We start from the raw sequence: 19,264 nt of genomic DNA, 5'->3' as shown, positions 1-19,264 counted from the left end.
ATGGGTGTTTTCACTGTTTCAGACAAAATCCCACGGAACAGCAAAGTGGGATATATGCCTGTATGGACAGAGTATCGCACTCACAAAATGAAAGCGATTTTGGAGAAAGCAGATTTTTCACTGTTCGGTGCATCTGCTCCGCTTTGGGGAGTAGCCTTTGCACCGAATTGTAAATCAAAAATATGGAGGAATTTACAATATGAATGTACGCAACGAAATCAAGGCACAGATCATCCGTGCCGGAATGACTATGCAGGAAGTAGTTGACCTGCTCTCGGACGAGTACGGTTGGAGCGACAGCGTTTCCAACCTGTCCGCAAAATTACAGCGGGAAAGCATCCGATACAAGGAAGTATTGGAGCTTGCCGCTGTGCTGGGATACGACATCGTATGGCAGCAAAGACGGGAGAAGTGATGCCCCGGCAACATCCCCTCGTAGTTCCCGTCCCCATAGGCACACCGCAGTGCTGTCTATGGATGGCAGTGAAAGATACGCTTTTCGCTGCCGCCGTCTGCAAAGAGAAGTTCACCGGAACAGCTTCATGCAGACGGGCTGACCATGGGAAAAGTTGCAGACATTTTCGCATTGGTCAGCAGAGGTTGCCGCAGCAACCGCACTCCCCCTCGGGAGAGCCCTCGGAGAGCCCACGGCACTTTGCAGCCAGTATGGATGAAAGTGTTATAGTGGGTTATTACACTTTGAAAAAGTGCCTCTCCGCAGCTCCCCGCTGTCTGCAAATTTTAAGGAAAGGACAAAAAATCTATGGCAAGAAATGATGGAATAGACCGCACCGTAGCCCGGAATCAGGACTTACCGACACCGGACGATGTGGCAAAAATACAGGAACACAATGAGCGAGAAAAGGACAGTTACAGCAATCAAGACATTGTGCCGGAACGCACTCCGCTGAATGTTCACTTCAAGACTCCCACCGATGATTATGTGAAAATGTTTGAGCAAATGGAACAGGATGGCGTGATCTCCACCAGAGGTCTGAAACCGGATGCCATCAAATACGGCGAGTTGGTTTTTGATGTGAACTCCGCTTATTTCTACAACCACGGCGGCTATGAATTTGCAAAACAGTTTTATGCTGATGCCTATAAAGCCGCCGTGGAGATCGTAGGCGGTGAGCAGTATATCCTCTCTGCTGTGATGCACGCCGATGAGCACAACCGGGCAATGTCCGAAGCTCTTGGCGAGGATGTGTACCACTATCACCTCCATGTGGTTTATATTCCGGTAGTGGAAAAGCAGATCCTTTGGTCGAAGCGATGTAAGGATGAAGCTCTCCGGGGAACGGTAAAGGAAACGATCACACAAGTCAGCCGAAGTAAGAAATGGGACTCCAAACCGGTGCTTGACGAGGACGGAAATCCCAAGCTCAATGAAAAAGGAAAAAAGATTTTAAGGTCATCCTACAGCGTGTTGCAGGATGACTTTTTTAATTTCATGCGTGCTGCCGGATATACCGATGTGGAGCGTGGAGAGCGTGGCAGCACCGAGGAACATCTGACGGTGACACAGTTTAAGGTGCAGGCGGAACAGCAGCGTTTGGAAGCTGTGACAGGACAGGTGGCACAGGCAGAACAGAGTTTGGAGGATGCTAAAGCTGCTACGGAAAAGCAGAAAAAGAAACTGGAAGCTCTGAAAAAGGAAACTCAGGCTGCTAAGTCTGTTGCTATGACTGCACATGAGATTGAGTCGATGGGCAAGAAAAATCCCATTACGGGAAATGTTACCATGACGGCGGATGAGTGCCGCACGCTAAAGGATTATGCGGTCAGCAGCTTTGCGGAAAAGTCTGAGAAGCTGAAATACAAGCAGAAATTCGAGCAGGCAGATAAAAACGCAAAGATATGGAAAGACCGTTTTGAAAAACTGAACAAAGACTATGAGGAGCTGAAACAGAAAGCCCAGCCTTTCCTGGATGCGATTGAGATTGCATCTGAAAAGGTCTGGGCTTTTATCAATGCCATCCTCGCCAGGGGAAAGGAACTGTATGAACACAAACACCCTGCCCGCAATCGTGGACAGGACATGGAAATTTAAGAAAGGAACTATTTGCCTATGAAGAAAACCGTAGAGGAAATTAACAAGATGATTATGGAAGATGCCCCGATGGAAGAAATCAACGATGCCATCGGCTATATTGATATTTGCTCCTGCTTCGATCCGATTTTTGAGCCGCCTATTGATTTTCTGGAAGAATGCCGCAAGCGTTGGGAAGCGGCACAGTCCTCTTTCTGCAAAACCATTGAGTGCAAGATCGGAAACACATGGTATGTGATTGAAACGGAGTGTGACGGAAATGAGCCACTTACCGACAAGGTAAAACGGCTCATTTTTTCTGACAAGGGGGTGATTTGTTAATGACTGCGACACAAAAGCATGATATAATTCCAATATGCACAACGGTACTGTCGGCTGACCAACCACCGAAGGAGGATATTATGTTGGATCAGCAGAAAATTACCATTCTCTATTGCCGTCTGAGCAACGAGGATGCCCAGGAAGGCGAGAGTAACAGTATCGCAAATCAGAGAGAGTATTTAACCCGATATGCCCGTGACCACGGGTATACAAACCTGAAAATTCTGGTGGATGACGGTTATACGGGGACGAACTTCAATCGTCCCGGTGTGCAGGAAGGCTTTGAGCTTGTCAAGCAGGGGCTTGTGGGCTGCTGGCTGGTCAAAGACCTCAGCCGCTTTGGTCGTGACTATCTGACTGTTGGACAATATACGGATATTATCTTTCCGAGTTATGATGTCCGCTTTATCGCTATAAATGATGGCGTAGACAGCAACCGGGGAGACAGCGAGGGCTTCGCCGCAATCCGTAATCTGTTCAACGAGTGGTATCCCCGTGATACCAGCAAGAAAGTCCGTGTCAGTTTGCGGCAGAGAGGAACCAGTGGGAAGCACATGGGCAAACCGCCCTACGGATACCGCTGTGACCCGGAGGACAAGGATCACTGGATTCTGGATGAAGAAGCGGCTCCGGTAGTCAAGCTCATCTTCGACCTTTGCATTGACGGCAAAGGCCCGGAGCAGATTGCAAGGATTCTGGAAGAAAAGCAGATTCTGACTGCAAAGGCACTCTATGCCAAGCGAAAGAAAAAGCCGATGCCGGAAAGACCGTACCACTGGGGCAACCAGTCCATTATAGGGATTTTGGAACGGCAGGAGTACACAGGCTGTACCTGCAACTTCAAGACTTATTCCAAGTCCTACAAGCTGAAAAAGCGGATTCCCAATGAGCCGGAGAATATGTTTTATCTGCCGGACACACAGGAAGCGATTGTATCTCAGGCACAGTTTGACAGGGTGCAGGAACTGAGGAAAAACAAACGCCGCCCTGCAAAAGCGGAACGGCAGGGATTGTTCTCCGGGCTTCTGTTTTGTGCCGATTGCGGCGGCAAGCTCCACTTTGCCACAAGCAAAAACTTTGAGGGCAAGCAGGATCACTACGTCTGCAACAACTACAAGAGCAACCGTGGTACTTGTACTGCCCACTATATCCGGGAAGATGTGCTTCGTGAAATCGTTCTGGAACGCATCCGGGCAGTCAATGAGTATATCCGAAGCGATGTGGACGGTTTTCAGGAGGAATGGCTGCAATGCCGCAGGACTGACCAGGAGCGCAGCATCCGGGATGACAAAAAGAAGCTGGAACAGGCAAAGAAACGCCTTGCCGATCTGGATGTCATCATCGCCCGGCTGTACGAGGACTATGTTCTTGGAAATCTCAATCAGGACAGATACAGAAAGATGTCTGCGGACTATGAAGCGGAGCAGGAACGGTTAAAGCTCGAAATTGAAGTTATCGAAGAATGGGTGGAACAGCGGGAAGAAATGAACGACGGTCTGGATGCCTTTATCGCCCTGACACAGAAATATGTGGATGTGGAGGAGCTGACACAGACCATCGTGAACGAGTATATCAAGAAAATCATCGTCTATGCCCCGGACAAATCCAGCGGCAAGCGCAAGCAGAAAGTGAAGATTTTCTTCAACTTCGTGGACGATGTAGATATTCCCGTTATTTCCGAGCCTATCATCACGCAAACAACCTATGAACACAGAAAAACGGCGTGACCTTCGGGTCACACCGTTCTCTGCGACAAAATAGTTACTTGTCACTATTAAGCCTTGATTTTCCGGGGTTTTTGAACCATTTTGATATAGTCTGAGCAGTCGATTATCGCTTGCTGAACTGCGGAGCGCGACGAGCTGCTTTGAGGCCGTATTTCTTTCTTTCTTTCATACGCGGATCTCTTGTTAAGAAACCAGCTTTCTTTAATACCGGACGGTACTCGATGTCTGCGTGAAGCAGAGCTCTGGAGATACCATGACGGATAGCGCCTGCCTGTCCGGAAACTCCGCCGCCGCGAACGTTAACGATAACGTCGAACTTATCAGCTGTCTCTGTTGCTGCTAACGGCTGACGAACGATGAGCTTTAATGTCTCAAGACCAAGATACTCATCGATATCTCTCTTATTGATTGTGATCTTACCTGTTCCCGGTACAAGATATACTCTTGCGATAGATTTTTTTCTTCTGCCTGTTCCGTAATATTTTGTGCTAGCCATTATGAATTTCCTCCTTTCAGACCTCTAATTAAAATTTGATTTCTAAAACTTCCGGCTTCTGTGCTGCCTGCTCGTGATCCGGGCCAGCGTAAACGTGAAGTTTTGTGATCATGCTTCTTCCTAAAGGTCCCTTCGGGAGCATTCCCTTAACTGCTAACTCGATAACCTTCTCCGGCTTCTTCTCGAGCATTTCTCTTAAAGTTGTCTCTTTCATTCCGCCTACATAGTCGGAGTGGCTGTAGTAGATCTTCTGGTCTAACTTCTTACCTGTAACTTTGATCTTGGAAGCGTTTGTTACGATCACGTAATCGCCGCAGTCGATGTGCGGAGTGTAGATCGGTTTGTTCTTTCCTCTTAAGATCTTTGCTACTTCTGATGTCAGACGACCTAATGTATATCCTGTAGCGTCAACTACGTACCATTTTCTCTCAATTGTTGCTGGACTAGCCATAAAGCTCTTCATGGGTTGACCTCCTGTTTGTACTAAATCAATCAATGTTCCTTTATCGTAAAATACTGTTTCCGGGGCTTTGGCTACAGCATTTTCAACCGATGTCACAGTTATACATTATATTATACATGGCCGGGTGTGTCAACCGTTTTTCTTCAAAATTTCGATTAAATTTTGCCGGAAAACCTATATTTTATCGTGGTTTTGGCATAGTCCTCTTTATCGTTCCCCGATACACGATCTCAGCCACAACCGCTGCCGCAAACTCCGTGATCCAGAAGGCATTCCAGACTGCTCCGCCGCCAAACAGATGACATAAAATAAAAGCGGATGGAAGGATGACCACGATGTATCGGAGCAATGAGATCACCAGGGACTGGACACCCATGCCGATTCCCTCAAGGGCTCCGGATGCCGTTACGGAAACCGTTGAGACGATAAATCCGGCGCTGATGATCCGGAGAGCGGTGCCGCCCGCTATGATAGTCTCCGCATTGTCTGTGAAGGCTCCGATCAGCGTATTGGCGATTGTAAGGCAGAGCAGCGTACCAGCCGCCATGATCACCCCGGTCATGGCAAGCGTTGTCTTATAGATTGTTCCGACTCTCTCCCGCTCTCCGGCACCGAAATTATAGCCGATCACCGGGCGCATCCCCTGGATAATGCCGCTGGCCGGGAAATAGAGGAAAGTCTGCAGTTTATAGTAGATTCCAAGAATGACCACATAGCTTCTGGAATACTGCGCCAGCAGACCGTTTAACACAAAGATCATGACGGAGGGCAGCGCCAGATTAAGGATTGCCGGGATCCCGATCCCGTAGAGTTTCTTCATCGTATTTCCACCTGGAATCTTATACCTTGCTTCCAGCTTTACCGGAACCGGTCCTTTAAAATAGAAGGCAAGGTAAACCATGAGCGAAATAAGCTGCCCCACACCTGTGGCGATCGCCGCTCCGAAGATTCCCATTTTCGGAAAGAATGCCAGTCCAAAGATTAAAATCGGATCCAGGATAATATTTGTGATGCAGCCGCCGAGCAGGGCGATCATGGAGACCTTCATCCGCCCCACTGCCTGAAAGATCTTCTCGAAGGCTAATCCTGCCATGATGATTGGTGAAAACAAGAATGCAACGGATGCGTAACGCACACCGTACCGGATGACCTCCTGATCGCCTGTGAACATTCCAAGGAATTTTGGCATGATAACGATGCAGATCACAGAGAGAATGATCCCGTGGATCACAGACAGGACAACACCCTGAGTCGCTGCCCGGCGCGCTTCATTCTCTTTTCCGGCACCTCTCGCTGTGGCGATCAGAGCGTTGATTCCCACCCCGAAACCGATGGCCATGGCATTGATGAAATTCTGGATCGGAAATACCAGAGACAGCGCTTCCATGGCATTCTCGCTGATCCGGGCAACAAAATAACTGTCTACTATATTATAGAGGGAATTCACCAGCATGGACAGGACCATGGGCATTCCCATTCCGAGGAGAAGAGGAAAGATCGGCTTCTCCTTCATGAAAGTTTCATTCATGATTCTAACCTCCCATATAATTTTTAAAGTAACGGTTCCATATGTAAAACTTCGTTGATATAAGCAATAAAAAGAATGTACCTCGACACATTCTCACGCCGAGCGCAGTCACTTGCGACAATCGGCATCTTCGCGCGAATACACATCATTGGCACGTAGTTCCTTTTTGTTTAGCGGGAAGTTCTATCGGAATTTTCTGTTAAACAAAAAAAATGCCACACAACCACCCATAAAGCTTTTAGGTGATTGTGTGGCGAAAAAAGTTCTTCTCTAAAAATCCACACGAGTTTTAACGTCTGGTAGAATAACATAGATTTCGGATTCTGTCAACTATCCGGAGCCCGAAGACTCGGTGACCCGAACCTCTCACTCTCAAGGGCCCGAACATCTCACTTCCGCATCTGTCCGGCAAAATCTGCCATGTCCGATGCTGGCAGCTGATCACGCATCTGCGATGCCGCGATTCCTTCTGTTTCACAGCGATTTCGTATCTTGTTTCTTTTTCTCCAGATAGTCATTCAACTCCGCGTTCTTCACATTCGTGATAAACATATGACCCGGAGCGTGGGTGATGACGATCGGCGGCTTCGCCCGCTCGACGGCTGCCTGTGGGGTCACGCCGCAGGCCCAGAATACCGGGATCTCGCCCTCGCGGATCTCCACTGGATCTCCATAGTCCGGATGGTCGATATCCTTGATGCCGATCTTTTCCGGATCTCCCATGTGGACAGGACCACCGTGAACATTCGGGAACTTCTCCGTGATCTCCGCCGCCTTTTTCGCGTCCTCTGGCGTCATCGGGCGCATGCTGCATACAAGCGGACCCTCGAAGACTCCTGCTTTCTCGCACTCGATATTCGTCTTGTACATCGGCACATTTCTTCCCATCGAGATATGACGCACGTCAATTCCTGCCTGTAAGAGCGCCTCCTCGAAGGAGAAGCTGCAGCCGATAAGAAAACCAACGAAATCATCCTGCCAGTATTCGGAAGCATCTGTCACTTCATCGACCTTCACGCCGTTTTTATAGATAAAGTACCGCGGAATATCGGTAACGATATTCGCTCCCTCGCCCATGTCATGAACCAGCGGGGAACCGTCCATGATCTCGAGGATCGGACACGGTTTCGGGTTGCGCTCCGCGAACTTTTTAAAATCCTCCGCATATTTTTTCGGCAGGATCACAAGGTTTGCCTGTGCGTATCCCCCGCACATTCCGGCTGTCGGTTCTGTGATCTCACCGTCACGGATCTTTTTCCAGATCTCTTCCGGTTTTGTCGTTCTGTAATCTCCCATTTTTCACTACCCCTTTCTCCTATGCCGTTCTTTTCGTTTTCGGCATCTTAAGGTTCCTGTTCCCCATGACTCATTCTGCTGAAATGCTTCGCCGATCAATTCATTTTCCGGCCTGCATCTCCATATTTCTTCTTACCGGAATCTCACAACCTCTTTTTCAAGCTCCACAAGAAACTCTTTTCCATTTACGGAGATCTTATAGGTTCCCGCCTTTACCCATGCGGTCTTGTTCGCCTCGGATGCCGCTGCGATCGCCACCGCCTGCTCATCATCCGCCGGTTCCACCGGGGTATTCAGTCTCTTCGCAAGCGCGTCAAACTCTTCTTTTTCCTTACAATAGAGATCCTGCGCCTCATCCACCGTGACTTTCTCAAAATGGATCTTCATTCCCGGCATGCACTGGGCAAGCACCGGAAGGTCCACAGAGATCACGTTGGCGATCTTTGTGTAGCCGCCTGTGGTCTGGTGGTCCGCCATCATGACGATAGGATTTCCGTGGGACGGAACCTGGACAGCGCCGAAGCTGATGCCGTCGGTGATGATGTCGCCGCCGTTTTTATGCTCGATCACATCGCCTTCCATGCGGCAGCCCATGCGGTCATACTCGTTGGAGATCGTGTAGGTGCTGTTTAAGAAGGTGTTGATTCCCTTATCTGTAAAACAGTCGTCCTGCGGTCCCATAACGACTCTGAGGGTCCATTCCTTTGCCCCGTAGGACGGAAGTTCATATACACGCCCGGACATATTCGGAAGCCAGGATGCGGGAGCGCGGAAAGCGATCTCATCGCCGGTTCCTAATTTTCTTCCCTCGTATCCGCCGACTTTTGATTTCAGGTTCGTGGATCTGCTTCCCATAACGACCGGGATATTAAGTCCGCCCGCAAAAGCGATATACGCACGGCTTCCGCCGTACATGCCCATGAAGCTCAACGTCTGGCCCGCTTTTACCAGGACCGCACGGTATCTCTCCACCGGTTTTCCGTCGATCTTTGCCCCGAGGTCGCCGCCTGTCACCGCGATGATCTCATCTTCTGTAAATTTCATCGTCGGGCCCATCATCGTGATCTCGATGACCGCCTCGTTCGTATCATTTCCAACAAGGATATTGGCGAGTGACGCTGCCCTGGTATCCATGACACCAGATACGGACATTCCAGTCTCCTGATATCCGTAACGTCCCATATCCTGAATCGTTGTCAGGAATCCGCCGTTTATGATCTGAATGCCCATCACTCCGCCTCCTTATCATATACTACATACTGATATGTATCGTTCTCCACCTGTTTTTCGATGGCTTTGTACTCTTCTTCCGTCACTGGGCGGAATTTGATATACTGTCCGGACTCCAGGAGTACCGGTTTTTCCCGCTCGGAATCATACAGCTTTAACGGAGTTCTTCCGATGAGCTGCCAGCCTCCCGGGGATGCCACCGGATAGATTCCAGTCTGCTCTCCGGCGATTCCCACGGAGCCGCCCTCGATCTTTACGCGCGGACTCTTCAAACGCGGAGTCGCGATACGCTTGTCCATGCCGCCGAGATACGGGAATCCCGCGATAAATCCCAGCATGTAGATCAGGTACTCTTCGGAGGAGTGGATCTTTACGACTTCCTCTTCCGTAAGTCCGTTATGCTCTGCCACATTCGCAAGATCCGGTCCCATTTCTCCGCCATAAAGCACCGGAATCTCGATCACTGTTGGCGGCGGGATCTGGATGCTGCCCATGGAGGACAGGATCTTCTCAAACTTTTCTGTCAACGCTGAGAACCGGATCACTTCCGGCTTGTATACAACGAGAAGGGAACGATAAGTCGGTACGGTCTCGACGATTCCCTCAATCTGTTCTTTCTCTAACGCGATCTTGAATGCGCGGATCTTCCGGTTGATCTCCGGACTGATCTCATTTCCAAATTCCACGGTAACTGCACAGTCACCGGAAACCAGATATCTTACATTTCCCACAGCGAGTCTCCTCTCTATACATTTGCGGCTGTTTGACATTTATGAGATGTCAAACAGCTGCACTCTTTTTCCTATAAACTTAAATTTTTAATCTCGACGCCTTCCGCGATCAGTGTCTCACGGATATTCTTTACGAACTCCAATGCCTTTGGGTTATCTCCGTGAACGCAGATAGAGTCTGCCTTGATCGCGATATCGTTTCCGTTGATGGACTCGACTTTTCCTTCTTTTACCATACGGATCACACGTTTGATCGCGAGGTCTTTGTCCTTGATCACTGCACCCGGAAGCTTTCTTGATACGAGAGTTCCGTCATCGTTGTAAGCGCGGTCAGCGAAGACCTCACTTGCAGCGCGGAGACCGACTTTTTCTGCTGCCGTGATCATCTTGGAACCTGCAAGGCCCATGAAGATGATGTCCTTATCTACCTCATAAACTGCCTCACACATCGCGATGGCTAACTTCTCGTCAACAGCTGCCATATTGTAAAGAGCGCCGTGCGGTTTTACATGCTGGATCTTTACGCCGTGGGCGGTACAGAACGCCATGAGAGCGCCCAGCTGGTAGCGGACATAAGCTTTCGCTTCATCCGGCGTCACTGCCATATTGCGGCGTCCGAATCCCACAAGGTCCGGGAATCCCGGGTGTGCGCCGACGGCTGTTCCGAACTCTTTCGCCAGAGCAACGGTCTTTTCCATCACCATCGCGTCACCTGCGTGCCAGCCACATGCCACGTTTGCGGATGAGACGTACTTTAAGATCTCCTCATCCATTCCGATCGTATAATTTCCAAAGCTTTCTCCAAGGTCACTGTTTAAATCTACACGGTACATAATATTTCCTCCTTGCTTTCCCTGCCGGTATTTTCTAAATTTCCTATCTACTATTTTAAACGACTTGCGTCACAATCTCAATATATAATTAACCGAACATCTTTAAGATTCCCGGAAGAGCTTTGATTCCGGAGAATCCTGTGAGCAGTACCACGCATACACCTAAAACGATGAGGATCGTCGGGTGCTTGTAATCATCTCCAACGATCTTCTTGTTTCTGCTTGCGAGAAGGATCGTTAAGAGGGTCAGCGGAAGGATCAGTCCATTTAAAGCGCCTGCAAGTACAAGGAGCGCTGCCGGTTTTCCGAGGATCGCCATGATCAGTGTGGAGGCTGTGATAAATCCGATCACGAACCACTTTTCGTTCTTCATGATAAACGGATGAAGAGTTTTTAAAAATGAAACCGATGTATAAGCCGCGCCGATGACGGATGTTGTAGCGGCGAAGAAAAGGACAAGACCAAAGATCTTATATCCGATCACGCCCGCTCCGAGACGGAACGCGTCTGCTGCCGGGTTTGAAGCGTCAAGTGTCACATCTGGATTTGCTGTCACGACACCGAGAACCGCAAGGAACAGCAGGATTCTCATGATTCCGGAAACGCTGACACCCATTAAAACGGACTGGCGTACATGCGGAAGATCTTTCTTTCCGGAATATCCGGCGTCAAGAAGACGGTGCGCACCGGAGAATGTGATATATCCGCCGCAGCTTCCTCCGAGAAGCGTGATGAGCGGAAGGACAAGGGCACCCACATCGCCCGGGTGGAAAATACTGCTCACAGCGTCCCCTACCGGAGGTTTGGATTTGATCGCCACATAGAGAACTACGATGATCATGATACTTCCAAGGTATTTTGTCAGCTTATCCATGCTGGTCTTCGCGTCCTTGGAGAGGAAGATCAGGATTCCGATGATTCCCGCGATAAAGGTTCCAACCGTCGTCGGAATTCCGAACAATACGTTGAGTCCCAGGGCGCCGCCTCCGACATTTCCGATGTTGAATGCCAGACCGCCAAGCGCAACCATGAATGCGATAAAATACCCGAGTCCCGGAAGGACTTTATTTGCAATATCCTGTCCGCGCATGCCGGACACACCGATCACCGACCAGATATTTAACTGTGTCGTCACATCCAACAGGATCGTACAGACGATCACAAGCGCGAAAACGCTTTTATACTGAGCCGTAAATGTGGAAGTCTGTGTCAAGAATCCCGGTCCGATCGCGGATGTCGCCATCAGGAACGCAGCTCCCATCAAGGTCGTCATGTTGCTGTGTTTTTTCTTTTCCCCCATAAATGAGTACCCCTTTCGTATCTTTTCTACAACTGATGCCTTGATTTTATCTGATTTTTTAGTGATATTCAACTATATTTTTCGGTTTTTGAAAATCTTTTTGAAATTTTCAAAAAAATCGTGCGAATCCGCTCAGTTTTAGCGAGCGATTTCGCACGATGTGAATTTTTGCACGTTTTCAATTGTTCAGCAGGTCTGCCCCTTACCGTGCGGGCCGTAAGATTTCAGTCTTCCTTATCAAGTCTTCTCTTCATGGAGAATCTCGTGATTCCCAAAAGGGCCGCCGCTTTTGTCACGTTGTTTCCGCAGAGCTTCAGTGCCTGGTCCATGTAGATCTGCTCCAGCATGGAAACCTCCTGATCGAGACTGATCGGTCCTTTCCGAAGATCCTTTAGCGCAAACGGCTCTCCTGTCCGGGTATCATCTTTCCAGTCCACCCGTTTTAATTCCACATGTTTTTCAAGCACGTCCCCCTGACAGAATAAGAAGCAGCGCTCAAAAATATTTTTCAGTTCCCGAACATTCCCTTTCCAGTCATACAAAAGCAGCTCCCGCATAAAATCAGGATCCACATGGGTGATATTCTTTCCAAACATGCCGTTATAATATTTCAGGTAATAATCGCAGAGTGCCGGAATATCCTCTCTCCGGTCCCGTAACGGCGGGATCACAAGTTCCATGACATTGATCCGGTAGAAAAGGTCTTCCCGGAATTCCCCCTGCTTTACGGCATGTTCCAGATTCCGGTTTGTCGCCGCGATCACCCGGGCATCCGCTTCGATGTCCTCCAGACCACCCACACGCTTGAACTTCTTATGGTCCAGGAACGTTAGGATCTTTGTCTGCATGGACAGCGGAAGTTCCCCGATCTCATCCAAGAACACGGTTCCGCCTGCTGCCAGCTCGATCAGGCCTTTCTTCGTCTTCATCGCGCCCGCAAAGGCCCCCCGCTCATAGCCAAAGAGCTCGCTCTCCATCAGATGTTCCGGAATTGCGCCGCAGTTGATGCGGACCATCAGGTGGTCCCGCCGGTCGCTGCAGGCATGGATCAGGGACGCTGCAACCTCTTTTCCGGTTCCGGTCTCGCCCCGGATCAGAACATTCACTGAGGAATTCTTTCCGAGAAGTTCGATGTGGCGCCGGATCCGCATCGCGGCGTCGCTGACTCCGATAAATTCCTGCGTTTTTCCCTTTAGGAACTCCAGGGATTCCCGGTCCTGCATCTGGCCAATGCAGCGGCTGGCGATCCGGTCGATCTCGTCAATATCAAAGGGCTTTAAAATATAGTCGTAAGCGCCGCGCTTCGTCGCCTCCACCGCCTGGGCGACAGAGCCGTACGCCGTCATCAGGATCACCTGGACCTCCTCATCGGCGGAACGGAACGTGGAGATCTCGTCGATCCCGAGGCTGTCCTGCAGGCGGTTATCCAGGAGGATCACCTGCGGGTGGAACGTTTTCATCTTCTCGAGAGCGTCCTTCACCGTTTCCGCCGACTGGGTCTCGTATCCCCGGTCCTTCAGTCCTTCCTCCAGCGTAAACCGGATCAGAAATTCGTCATCAACGATCAGTATCTTTTTCATGTTCATCCCTGCTTTCAAAAATCAGGCGCACCGTCGTTCCGCAGCCCGGAGCGCTTTCCATTTCCATTTTGCCGTGGTTCTGCCCGATCAGCCGGTTTACGATCGCCAGACCGAGACCGACGCCGTTAATGCTCTTCGTGTAGAACGGTTCTTTTGCGCGTTTCAGTTCCTCTTCATTCATTCCTTTTCCGTTATCGGAGACGCAGAATGTAGTCATGCCTCCGTCGGAAGACACTGAGAGACGGATCTTCCCCGTGCCGTCCCGGCTGACCGCCCGCATGCTGTTCGTCAGAAGATTGTACAGCATCTGGCGCATTTCATTCTCATCGGCAAACACTTCACACGCCGCGCAGTCTGTCTTGAACGCGACATTCTGCTGTTCGCACTCCTTCGCATAGATGGATGCCACCTCCCGCAGCAGCACATCCGCCTGAAAAACATGTCTGTGGTTTTCCTTCTTCACCGACAGCGTAAACAGGTCATTGATCAGCCCGGTCACCCGGTCGATCTCATGGAGCATGCTGTCGCAGAGAAGCTTTTCATTCTCCTTCACTGCCCGCCCACCAAGGACCTGGATCCCGGACCGGATCCCTGCCAGCGGATTTTTGATCTCATGGGCCAGTGCCGATGACATCCGGCTCGTATACTCCATTTTCGTGTAGTTATCAAGGTTTTTCAGAAGATTCTCAAAGGTTCTCGCCAGCTGGCCGATCTCGTCCTTTCTCGCTGTTTCCAGGAAACGGTACTCCCGGAACCCGTCCTTGTTCTCATCGAGCCTTTTACACGCCGCGCTCATGCTGCGGATCGGTTTTGTGATACTCCAGGCGAGGAACACGCTGACCTGTACGATGATCAGGAGACTGGCCACAGCGCCCACAATGACGTAATTCTGTTCTTCCAGGATCGCGCTCTCAAATGACTTTTTATCCATCCAGTATTCCAGACGCCAACCCAGGGAATTTCCACTGTCCGCGTACAGGAGTTCCATATTTCCGTCCGGAATCTCCTCGTCCCCCGTGATGATCGTGCCGTCGGCAGCCAGGATCCGCACCGCCGGATCATGATAGAACTTATACTTCTGCCGGATCTCCTCTTCACTCAGTTTTCCATGCAGATAGTAGATATCCGCCTCCATGCTGCGGATCGCAGTCCTCGCGTACTCTTTTCTGTCCTTAAGCTTTTCTGTATATCCATTACACACCGAAATAGCGCAGAATGCACAGATGACCAGGATCCCTACCATGATGAACGGCAGCATGACCTCATGCTCGATCCTGCAGAACCATGATCGAAACAGCTGTTTTTTCTTTCCGCTCATTCTTCTGCCCCTCTTTTCTTCTCAAACATCGGGATCACAACATAGACTGCCGCCGCGCACAGTGTTGCCGGAAATGCCCAGTATATCCGGAGATCCATTTTCCAGAACAGGACAGAGCAGATAAGTCCCGTAAAGAACGCTCCCACCGCCCCGGCTTTCGTTCTCCGTTTCCAGTACAGTCCCCCGTAGATCAGAGGGGCAAGCGCCGCCGAGAATAATCCCCAGATATCCGCCCCGAAGGACAGCATGTCCTTCGGCGGATTTACGGATAAGATCAGTGCAGCCGTGCCTCCCATGAAGATACATACCCGCGCCAGGGTGAGAATCTGCTCCTCCGACATCTTCTTTTTTGTGAGCTGGGCAGCCACATCGTAGGACAGCATGCAGCCGATCAGGTGAAGCTGGGAGTTCGCCGTTGAGACACAGGCGCCGATCACGCTGATCAGGAAGAAACCGCTGAACGGTGTGTTCATGAGATTGACCACTGCATAGATAAATACGTCATCCGCGGAGCAGTAATTTTTCAGCTGCGGAAAGAGGATCCGCAGTCCAAGACCGATCTGGGTCAGTGCAAAGTACAGCACGCACAGGAATATCAGTGCATGCAGGATCATATGTTTTGCGGTTTTTTTATCCTTCGCCGCCAGGATCCTGACCATATACTGGGGATTCGACGCCAGTCCCATTCCCCAGCCGAAGAACATAGAGATATATACGAAGATTCCAATCTCCGCTGCCTGCTTTTCGAAGACGCCCTTGCTCTTTATGAGTTCATGCACCGTCTGATCTGTCAAAAACCAATGTCCCGGAACGTTTTTTACAATAATCAGATACAGAACTCCGATGCTCACAGAAAGCATGATCAGATTCAGGCAGTCCGACTTCGTGACGGAGTTAAAGCCGCCAAAGCTCGAATAGAGGATAAAGAGATAAACAAGAAAGACAGCCACCTTGTAATTGATATTCAGCAGGCTGGATACCGCGATGCCAAATCCCTTGATCTGGATCATCAGATAGAAAATATAGCCGCAGATCATAAAAATAGCCGATACTGTCTGCAGAAATTTTGAATGATGCTTTTTTCCGATCAGCTGTGGGATCGACAGGACATCATTCTCGTAAAGCCGGTCCGTCATCAGATACAGGAGACCTGCGCCGATAAACCACGGGATGACTGACGACGCAATGACGGAGAGTCCGCTGTGATATACATTTCCCGTAAATCCCAGAATCGTCGCCGCGGAGACCCAGGTACCGACAAATGTGAAAAACAGGCGTTTTTCGTCATTCTTTCTCTCACCGACGAAAAACTTGGAGAGAGAATCACTTTCCGAAAAAGAGAGCTTTCCGATGATCAGGAACACAACGGAATAGATCACAAAATAGATCAGCTGGATCAGTACCCGGTTCATAGCGTCCTCCCCGTATACTCCGTTCCGTAGCTGCCGTCATCCAGCCTGCGGAGTCGGTAATACCCATAGCTTTCCGTCTCAGACACCTCATACCCATCCGGTACCGTCACAAACACTTCCTTCGCCCCATTCCGGTATGCCTGGTGCACCATACGGCGGATCAGTCGGGGGAGTTCCTCCGGTTCGGAGAACCTGATCCGGACGCAGGAGATTCCGTCGGATTCCAGTTTACTCTGGTCCAGAACAGCGTCCCAATGTTCATTTCTCCCAATGATCTCCTTTGGGATCTCCCTCTCATACTCGATTCCCACAAGTGTCAGGCCCTTCGCCGGAGCAGTCTGTCCCGCCTCTTTGCGGTTTCTTGCCTCCAGTACCTCTTTCACATGTTCCGGCTCCCACTCGCCGGTTCCGACTTTTAACAGGGTTCCCGCGATGATCCGCACCATGTTGTAGAGGAATCCGCTTCCGCAAAGGCGGATCGTTACGATGTCCTCATCATTCTTTTTCACCTCGGCCCCGTAGATCGTCCGGACCGTCTCCTCCGCCTGGTGGTTTGCGGCGCAGAAGCTGATGAAATCATGTTCCCCGATGAGATATTTTGCCGCCTCATTCATCTTTTCCACGTTTAACGGGTAATAGCAGAAATGGGCGTAGAGGCGTCTTGTCGGGATCTCGATCTTACAGTTTAAGATCTGATACTCGTAGGTCTTTACACAGTTCTGCTTTCTCGGATGCCAGTCCAGGGGAACTTCCTCGGATTCCACCACACGGATATCCTCCGGAAGTCCGCGGTTTACCGCGTAACAGAATTTATCTCCCGGGATCCGGCTCTCCGTGTCGAAGACCGCCACGTTTCCTCTCGCATGGACACCGGAATCAGTCCGGCTTGCCCCAATGACGCAGACAGGCTCTTTCAGAAGATCCGAAAGAGCCTTATTTAACATCTTCTCTATGGTAACGCCGTTGGGCTGGAGCTGCCAGCCCTTGTATGCGGTGCCGTCGTAGGCCACCGTCAGTTTGATTCGTCTCATAGCTTTATTGTTTTCCTTCTGCTGTCCGGAAAATCCGGGCAATTCTATTTCTCTGAATATCAAGTTCCCGATTTCGACCATTTTCCACGCGGTGCTGTTCCCCGTCATATCCGGGCTTTAGCGCTGCTTTTCATCGAAACCGGAGTTAATCATCTTCTACAGCAAAACCTTCAGCACGATCGCCGCCACAAAATACACCAGATACGCCCCATAAACCATACGGTCCCTCTTCGCGTACTTAAGCGGTTTCATCTTTGTTCTGCCCTCGCCGCCGCGGTAACATCTCGCCTCCATGGCCATCGCGAGGTCTGTGGCACGGCGGAACGCGGATACGAACAGCGGTACAAGGAGCGGTACCATGGATTTCGCCTTCTGGATCAGGTTTCCGCTCTCGAAATCAGCGCCTCTTGCCATCTGCGCTTTCATGATCTTATCTGTCTCCTCGATCAGGATCGGGATAAACCGGAGCGCAATGGACATCATCATGGACACCTCGTGGACCGGAACGCCGACCTTCTTTAAAAAGCCAAGGCTCTTTTCCAGACCGTCTGTCAGCTGGTTCGGCGTCGTTGTGAGCGTCAGGATCGTGGATCCCATAACGAGGTAAACAAGACGGATCGCCATAAATGCCGCAAACCGGAGACCTTCCCAGGTCATCTGCAGGAAACCGATCTTAAAGATCGGGGTACCCGGCGTCAGGAACAGGTTGAAGCTGACGCTGATGAGAAGCAGGAACACGATGGATTTTAAGCCGCGCACCATGAATTTTACCGGGACATTGGAGAGCTTGATGGCAGTGATCAGAAAGATCGTCGCCGCAACGTATGCCCAGAGGTTGTCCGCGATAAATAAGGTTACGATGTATACAAGAGTTCCAAATAATTTTGTTCTCGGATCCAGCCTGTGAAGCAGGGAATCAACCGGGTAGTACTGTCCAAGCGTGATATCTCTTAACATGTCGTTTCCTCCCCGGCTGTCTTTTCTGTGCTGTCTGCCTTCTCAGAGGCTGTTCCAGTGGCGTTCCCATGATCTGCGTTCTCGGAATCCGCTCCGGCTGCGCTTACCTGCGCTGCATTTCCGGAACTTTTTCCATACTTTTCGCGCCAGATCTTAAGGATTGCATTCTTCGCCTCTTCCACCGTCGTGATATCCGGATCCAGCGGGATCCCCTTGTCGATCAGCTTGTGCACCACATAGGTGATCTGCGGCGCCGCAAGGCCGATGGCTTCCAGCTCTTTATAATGGCGGAATACCTCCTTCGGAGTTCCGTCGAAGACCTTCTCACCGTGGTTCATGACCACAAGACGGGACACATATCGCGCCACATCCTCCATGCTGTGGGAGACGAGAATGATCGTCAACCCCTGCTCGTTATGGAGCTTTTGTACGAGTCCTAAAATGTCGTCGCGTCCTTTCGGGTCGAGACCGGCTGTCGGCTCATCTAAGATCAGGACCTCCGGTTTCATCGCCAGAACGCCTGCGATGGCCACTCGGCGTTTCTGACCTCCGGAAAGGTCGAAGGGAGACTGCTTATAAAAGCTCTCATCGAGTCCCACCATGTCCAGCGCCTCTTTCGCGCGCTTCTCGATCTCCTCCTTCGGGAGTCCCAGATTCTTCGGTCCAAAGCAGACATCTGAGAATACGTCCACCTCAAACAGCTGGTGCTCCGGATACTGGAAAACCAGCCCCACATGGCTGCGGAGCTCTTTCATGGAATATCCCTCTTTATAAATACTTTCTCCGTTATAAAGGATATCTCCGCTCGTTGCCTTTAAAAGTCCGTTTAAATGCTGGGTCAGGGTTGATTTTCCGGATCCGGTATGACCGATGAGGCCGATAAACTCGCCATCATGGATCGTAAGATTTACATCCTTTAAGGCATACTGCTCAAAGATCGTTCCCTGCCCGTATATATGATTCAAGTGTTTAATTTCGATTGCCATAT

At 50.3% G+C, this 19,264-nt stretch carries 18 protein-coding genes; 4 read left to right on the top strand and 14 right to left on the bottom strand.

The features are described from left to right. Positions 1-199 precede the first annotated feature (199 nt). From DXA87_RS10135 to DXA87_RS10115, 4 genes are all read left to right on the top strand, one after another. Positions 200-415, top strand: coding sequence for an LLM class flavin-dependent oxidoreductase (locus DXA87_RS10135; RefSeq protein ID WP_117504229.1), 216 nt, complete (start codon positions 200-202; stop codon positions 413-415). A gap of 348 nt (positions 416-763) precedes the next feature. Beyond that, entirely contained in the window at positions 764-2,053 is a 1,290-nt protein-coding gene (locus DXA87_RS10125; protein WP_117504227.1) for a plasmid recombination protein, read from the top strand. An 18-nt stretch (positions 2,054-2,071) separates the two neighbouring features. Beyond that, positions 2,072-2,374, top strand: coding sequence for a hypothetical protein (locus DXA87_RS10120; protein WP_117504225.1), 303 nt, complete (start codon positions 2,072-2,074; stop codon positions 2,372-2,374). Beyond that, entirely contained in the window at positions 2,374-4,101 is a 1,728-nt protein-coding gene (locus DXA87_RS10115) for a recombinase family protein (RefSeq protein WP_117504222.1), read from the top strand. Before DXA87_RS10120 ends, DXA87_RS10115 begins: the two co-directional genes overlap by 1 nt. A 103-nt stretch (positions 4,102-4,204) precedes the next feature. Here DXA87_RS10115 and rpsI read toward each other — a convergent pair whose 3' ends face one another. From rpsI to DXA87_RS10045, 14 genes are all read right to left on the bottom strand, one after another. Continuing rightward, a complete protein-coding gene (rpsI, locus tag DXA87_RS10110) occupies positions 4,205-4,597 on the bottom strand; it encodes a 30S ribosomal protein S9 (protein ID WP_021905542.1) in 393 nt (130 codons plus the stop codon). A 28-nt stretch (positions 4,598-4,625) separates the two neighbouring features. Continuing rightward, the gene (gene rplM / locus DXA87_RS10105) at positions 4,626-5,060 is read right to left on the bottom strand and encodes a 50S ribosomal protein L13 (RefSeq protein WP_015553390.1); all 435 of its coding nucleotides are present in this window, start codon (positions 5,058-5,060) and stop codon (positions 4,626-4,628) included. A gap of 181 nt (positions 5,061-5,241) precedes the next feature. Further along, on the bottom strand, positions 5,242-6,588 hold the full coding sequence (locus DXA87_RS10100) for an MATE family efflux transporter (protein WP_117504221.1): 1,347 nt from the start codon (positions 6,586-6,588) through the stop codon (positions 5,242-5,244). 474 nt (positions 6,589-7,062) lie between these two features. Next, complete coding sequence (locus DXA87_RS10095; RefSeq protein ID WP_117504219.1) at positions 7,063-7,884, bottom strand: putative hydro-lyase; 822 nt, start codon at positions 7,882-7,884, stop codon at positions 7,063-7,065. 132 nt (positions 7,885-8,016) lie between these two features. Continuing rightward, positions 8,017-9,114: a biotin-dependent carboxyltransferase family protein gene (locus tag DXA87_RS10090; protein ID WP_117504217.1), complete on the bottom strand. Its 1,098-nt coding sequence runs from the start codon at positions 9,112-9,114 to the stop codon at positions 8,017-8,019. After that, a complete protein-coding gene (gene pxpB, locus DXA87_RS10085) occupies positions 9,114-9,845 on the bottom strand; it encodes a 5-oxoprolinase subunit PxpB (RefSeq protein ID WP_117485512.1) in 732 nt (243 codons plus the stop codon). Before pxpB ends, DXA87_RS10090 begins: the two co-directional genes overlap by 1 nt. A 71-nt stretch (positions 9,846-9,916) precedes the next feature. Then, complete coding sequence (locus tag DXA87_RS10080; protein WP_015553386.1) at positions 9,917-10,678, bottom strand: 5-oxoprolinase subunit PxpA; 762 nt, start codon at positions 10,676-10,678, stop codon at positions 9,917-9,919. Between the two features lie 88 nt (positions 10,679-10,766). Next, entirely contained in the window at positions 10,767-11,978 is a 1,212-nt protein-coding gene (locus tag DXA87_RS10075) for an NRAMP family divalent metal transporter (RefSeq protein ID WP_117504215.1), read from the bottom strand. 224 nt (positions 11,979-12,202) lie between these two features. After that, the gene (locus DXA87_RS10070) at positions 12,203-13,558 is read right to left on the bottom strand and encodes a sigma-54 dependent transcriptional regulator (RefSeq protein WP_117504213.1); all 1,356 of its coding nucleotides are present in this window, start codon (positions 13,556-13,558) and stop codon (positions 12,203-12,205) included. After that, the gene (locus DXA87_RS10065; protein ID WP_117485506.1) at positions 13,536-14,876 is read right to left on the bottom strand and encodes a HAMP domain-containing sensor histidine kinase; all 1,341 of its coding nucleotides are present in this window, start codon (positions 14,874-14,876) and stop codon (positions 13,536-13,538) included. Before DXA87_RS10065 ends, DXA87_RS10070 begins: the two co-directional genes overlap by 23 nt. Then, on the bottom strand, positions 14,873-16,288 hold the full coding sequence (locus DXA87_RS10060) for a sodium:solute symporter family protein (protein ID WP_117504211.1): 1,416 nt from the start codon (positions 16,286-16,288) through the stop codon (positions 14,873-14,875). The genes DXA87_RS10065 and DXA87_RS10060 overlap by 4 nt, the downstream gene beginning before the upstream one ends. Beyond that, a complete protein-coding gene (gene truA / locus DXA87_RS10055) occupies positions 16,285-17,319 on the bottom strand; it encodes a tRNA pseudouridine(38-40) synthase TruA (RefSeq protein WP_117504247.1) in 1,035 nt (344 codons plus the stop codon). Before truA ends, DXA87_RS10060 begins: the two co-directional genes overlap by 4 nt. A gap of 156 nt (positions 17,320-17,475) precedes the next feature. Continuing rightward, positions 17,476-18,276, bottom strand: coding sequence for an energy-coupling factor transporter transmembrane component T (locus tag DXA87_RS10050; RefSeq protein WP_117504209.1), 801 nt, complete (start codon positions 18,274-18,276; stop codon positions 17,476-17,478). Then, positions 18,270-19,262 carry an energy-coupling factor transporter ATPase gene (locus tag DXA87_RS10045; RefSeq protein ID WP_117504207.1) on the bottom strand — a complete coding sequence of 331 codons (993 nt, stop codon included), beginning with the start codon at positions 19,260-19,262 and terminating at the stop codon, positions 18,270-18,272. The genes DXA87_RS10050 and DXA87_RS10045 overlap by 7 nt, the downstream gene beginning before the upstream one ends. Positions 19,263-19,264 lie beyond the last annotated feature (2 nt).

Source organism: Desulfotomaculum sp. OF05-3, assembly GCF_003435535.1.
GTDB lineage: Bacteria > Bacillota > Clostridia > Lachnospirales > Lachnospiraceae > Pilosibacter > Pilosibacter fragilis.
The sequence above is the reverse complement of the archived record's forward strand: the minus strand, read 5'-3'. Positions and strand labels throughout refer to the sequence as shown.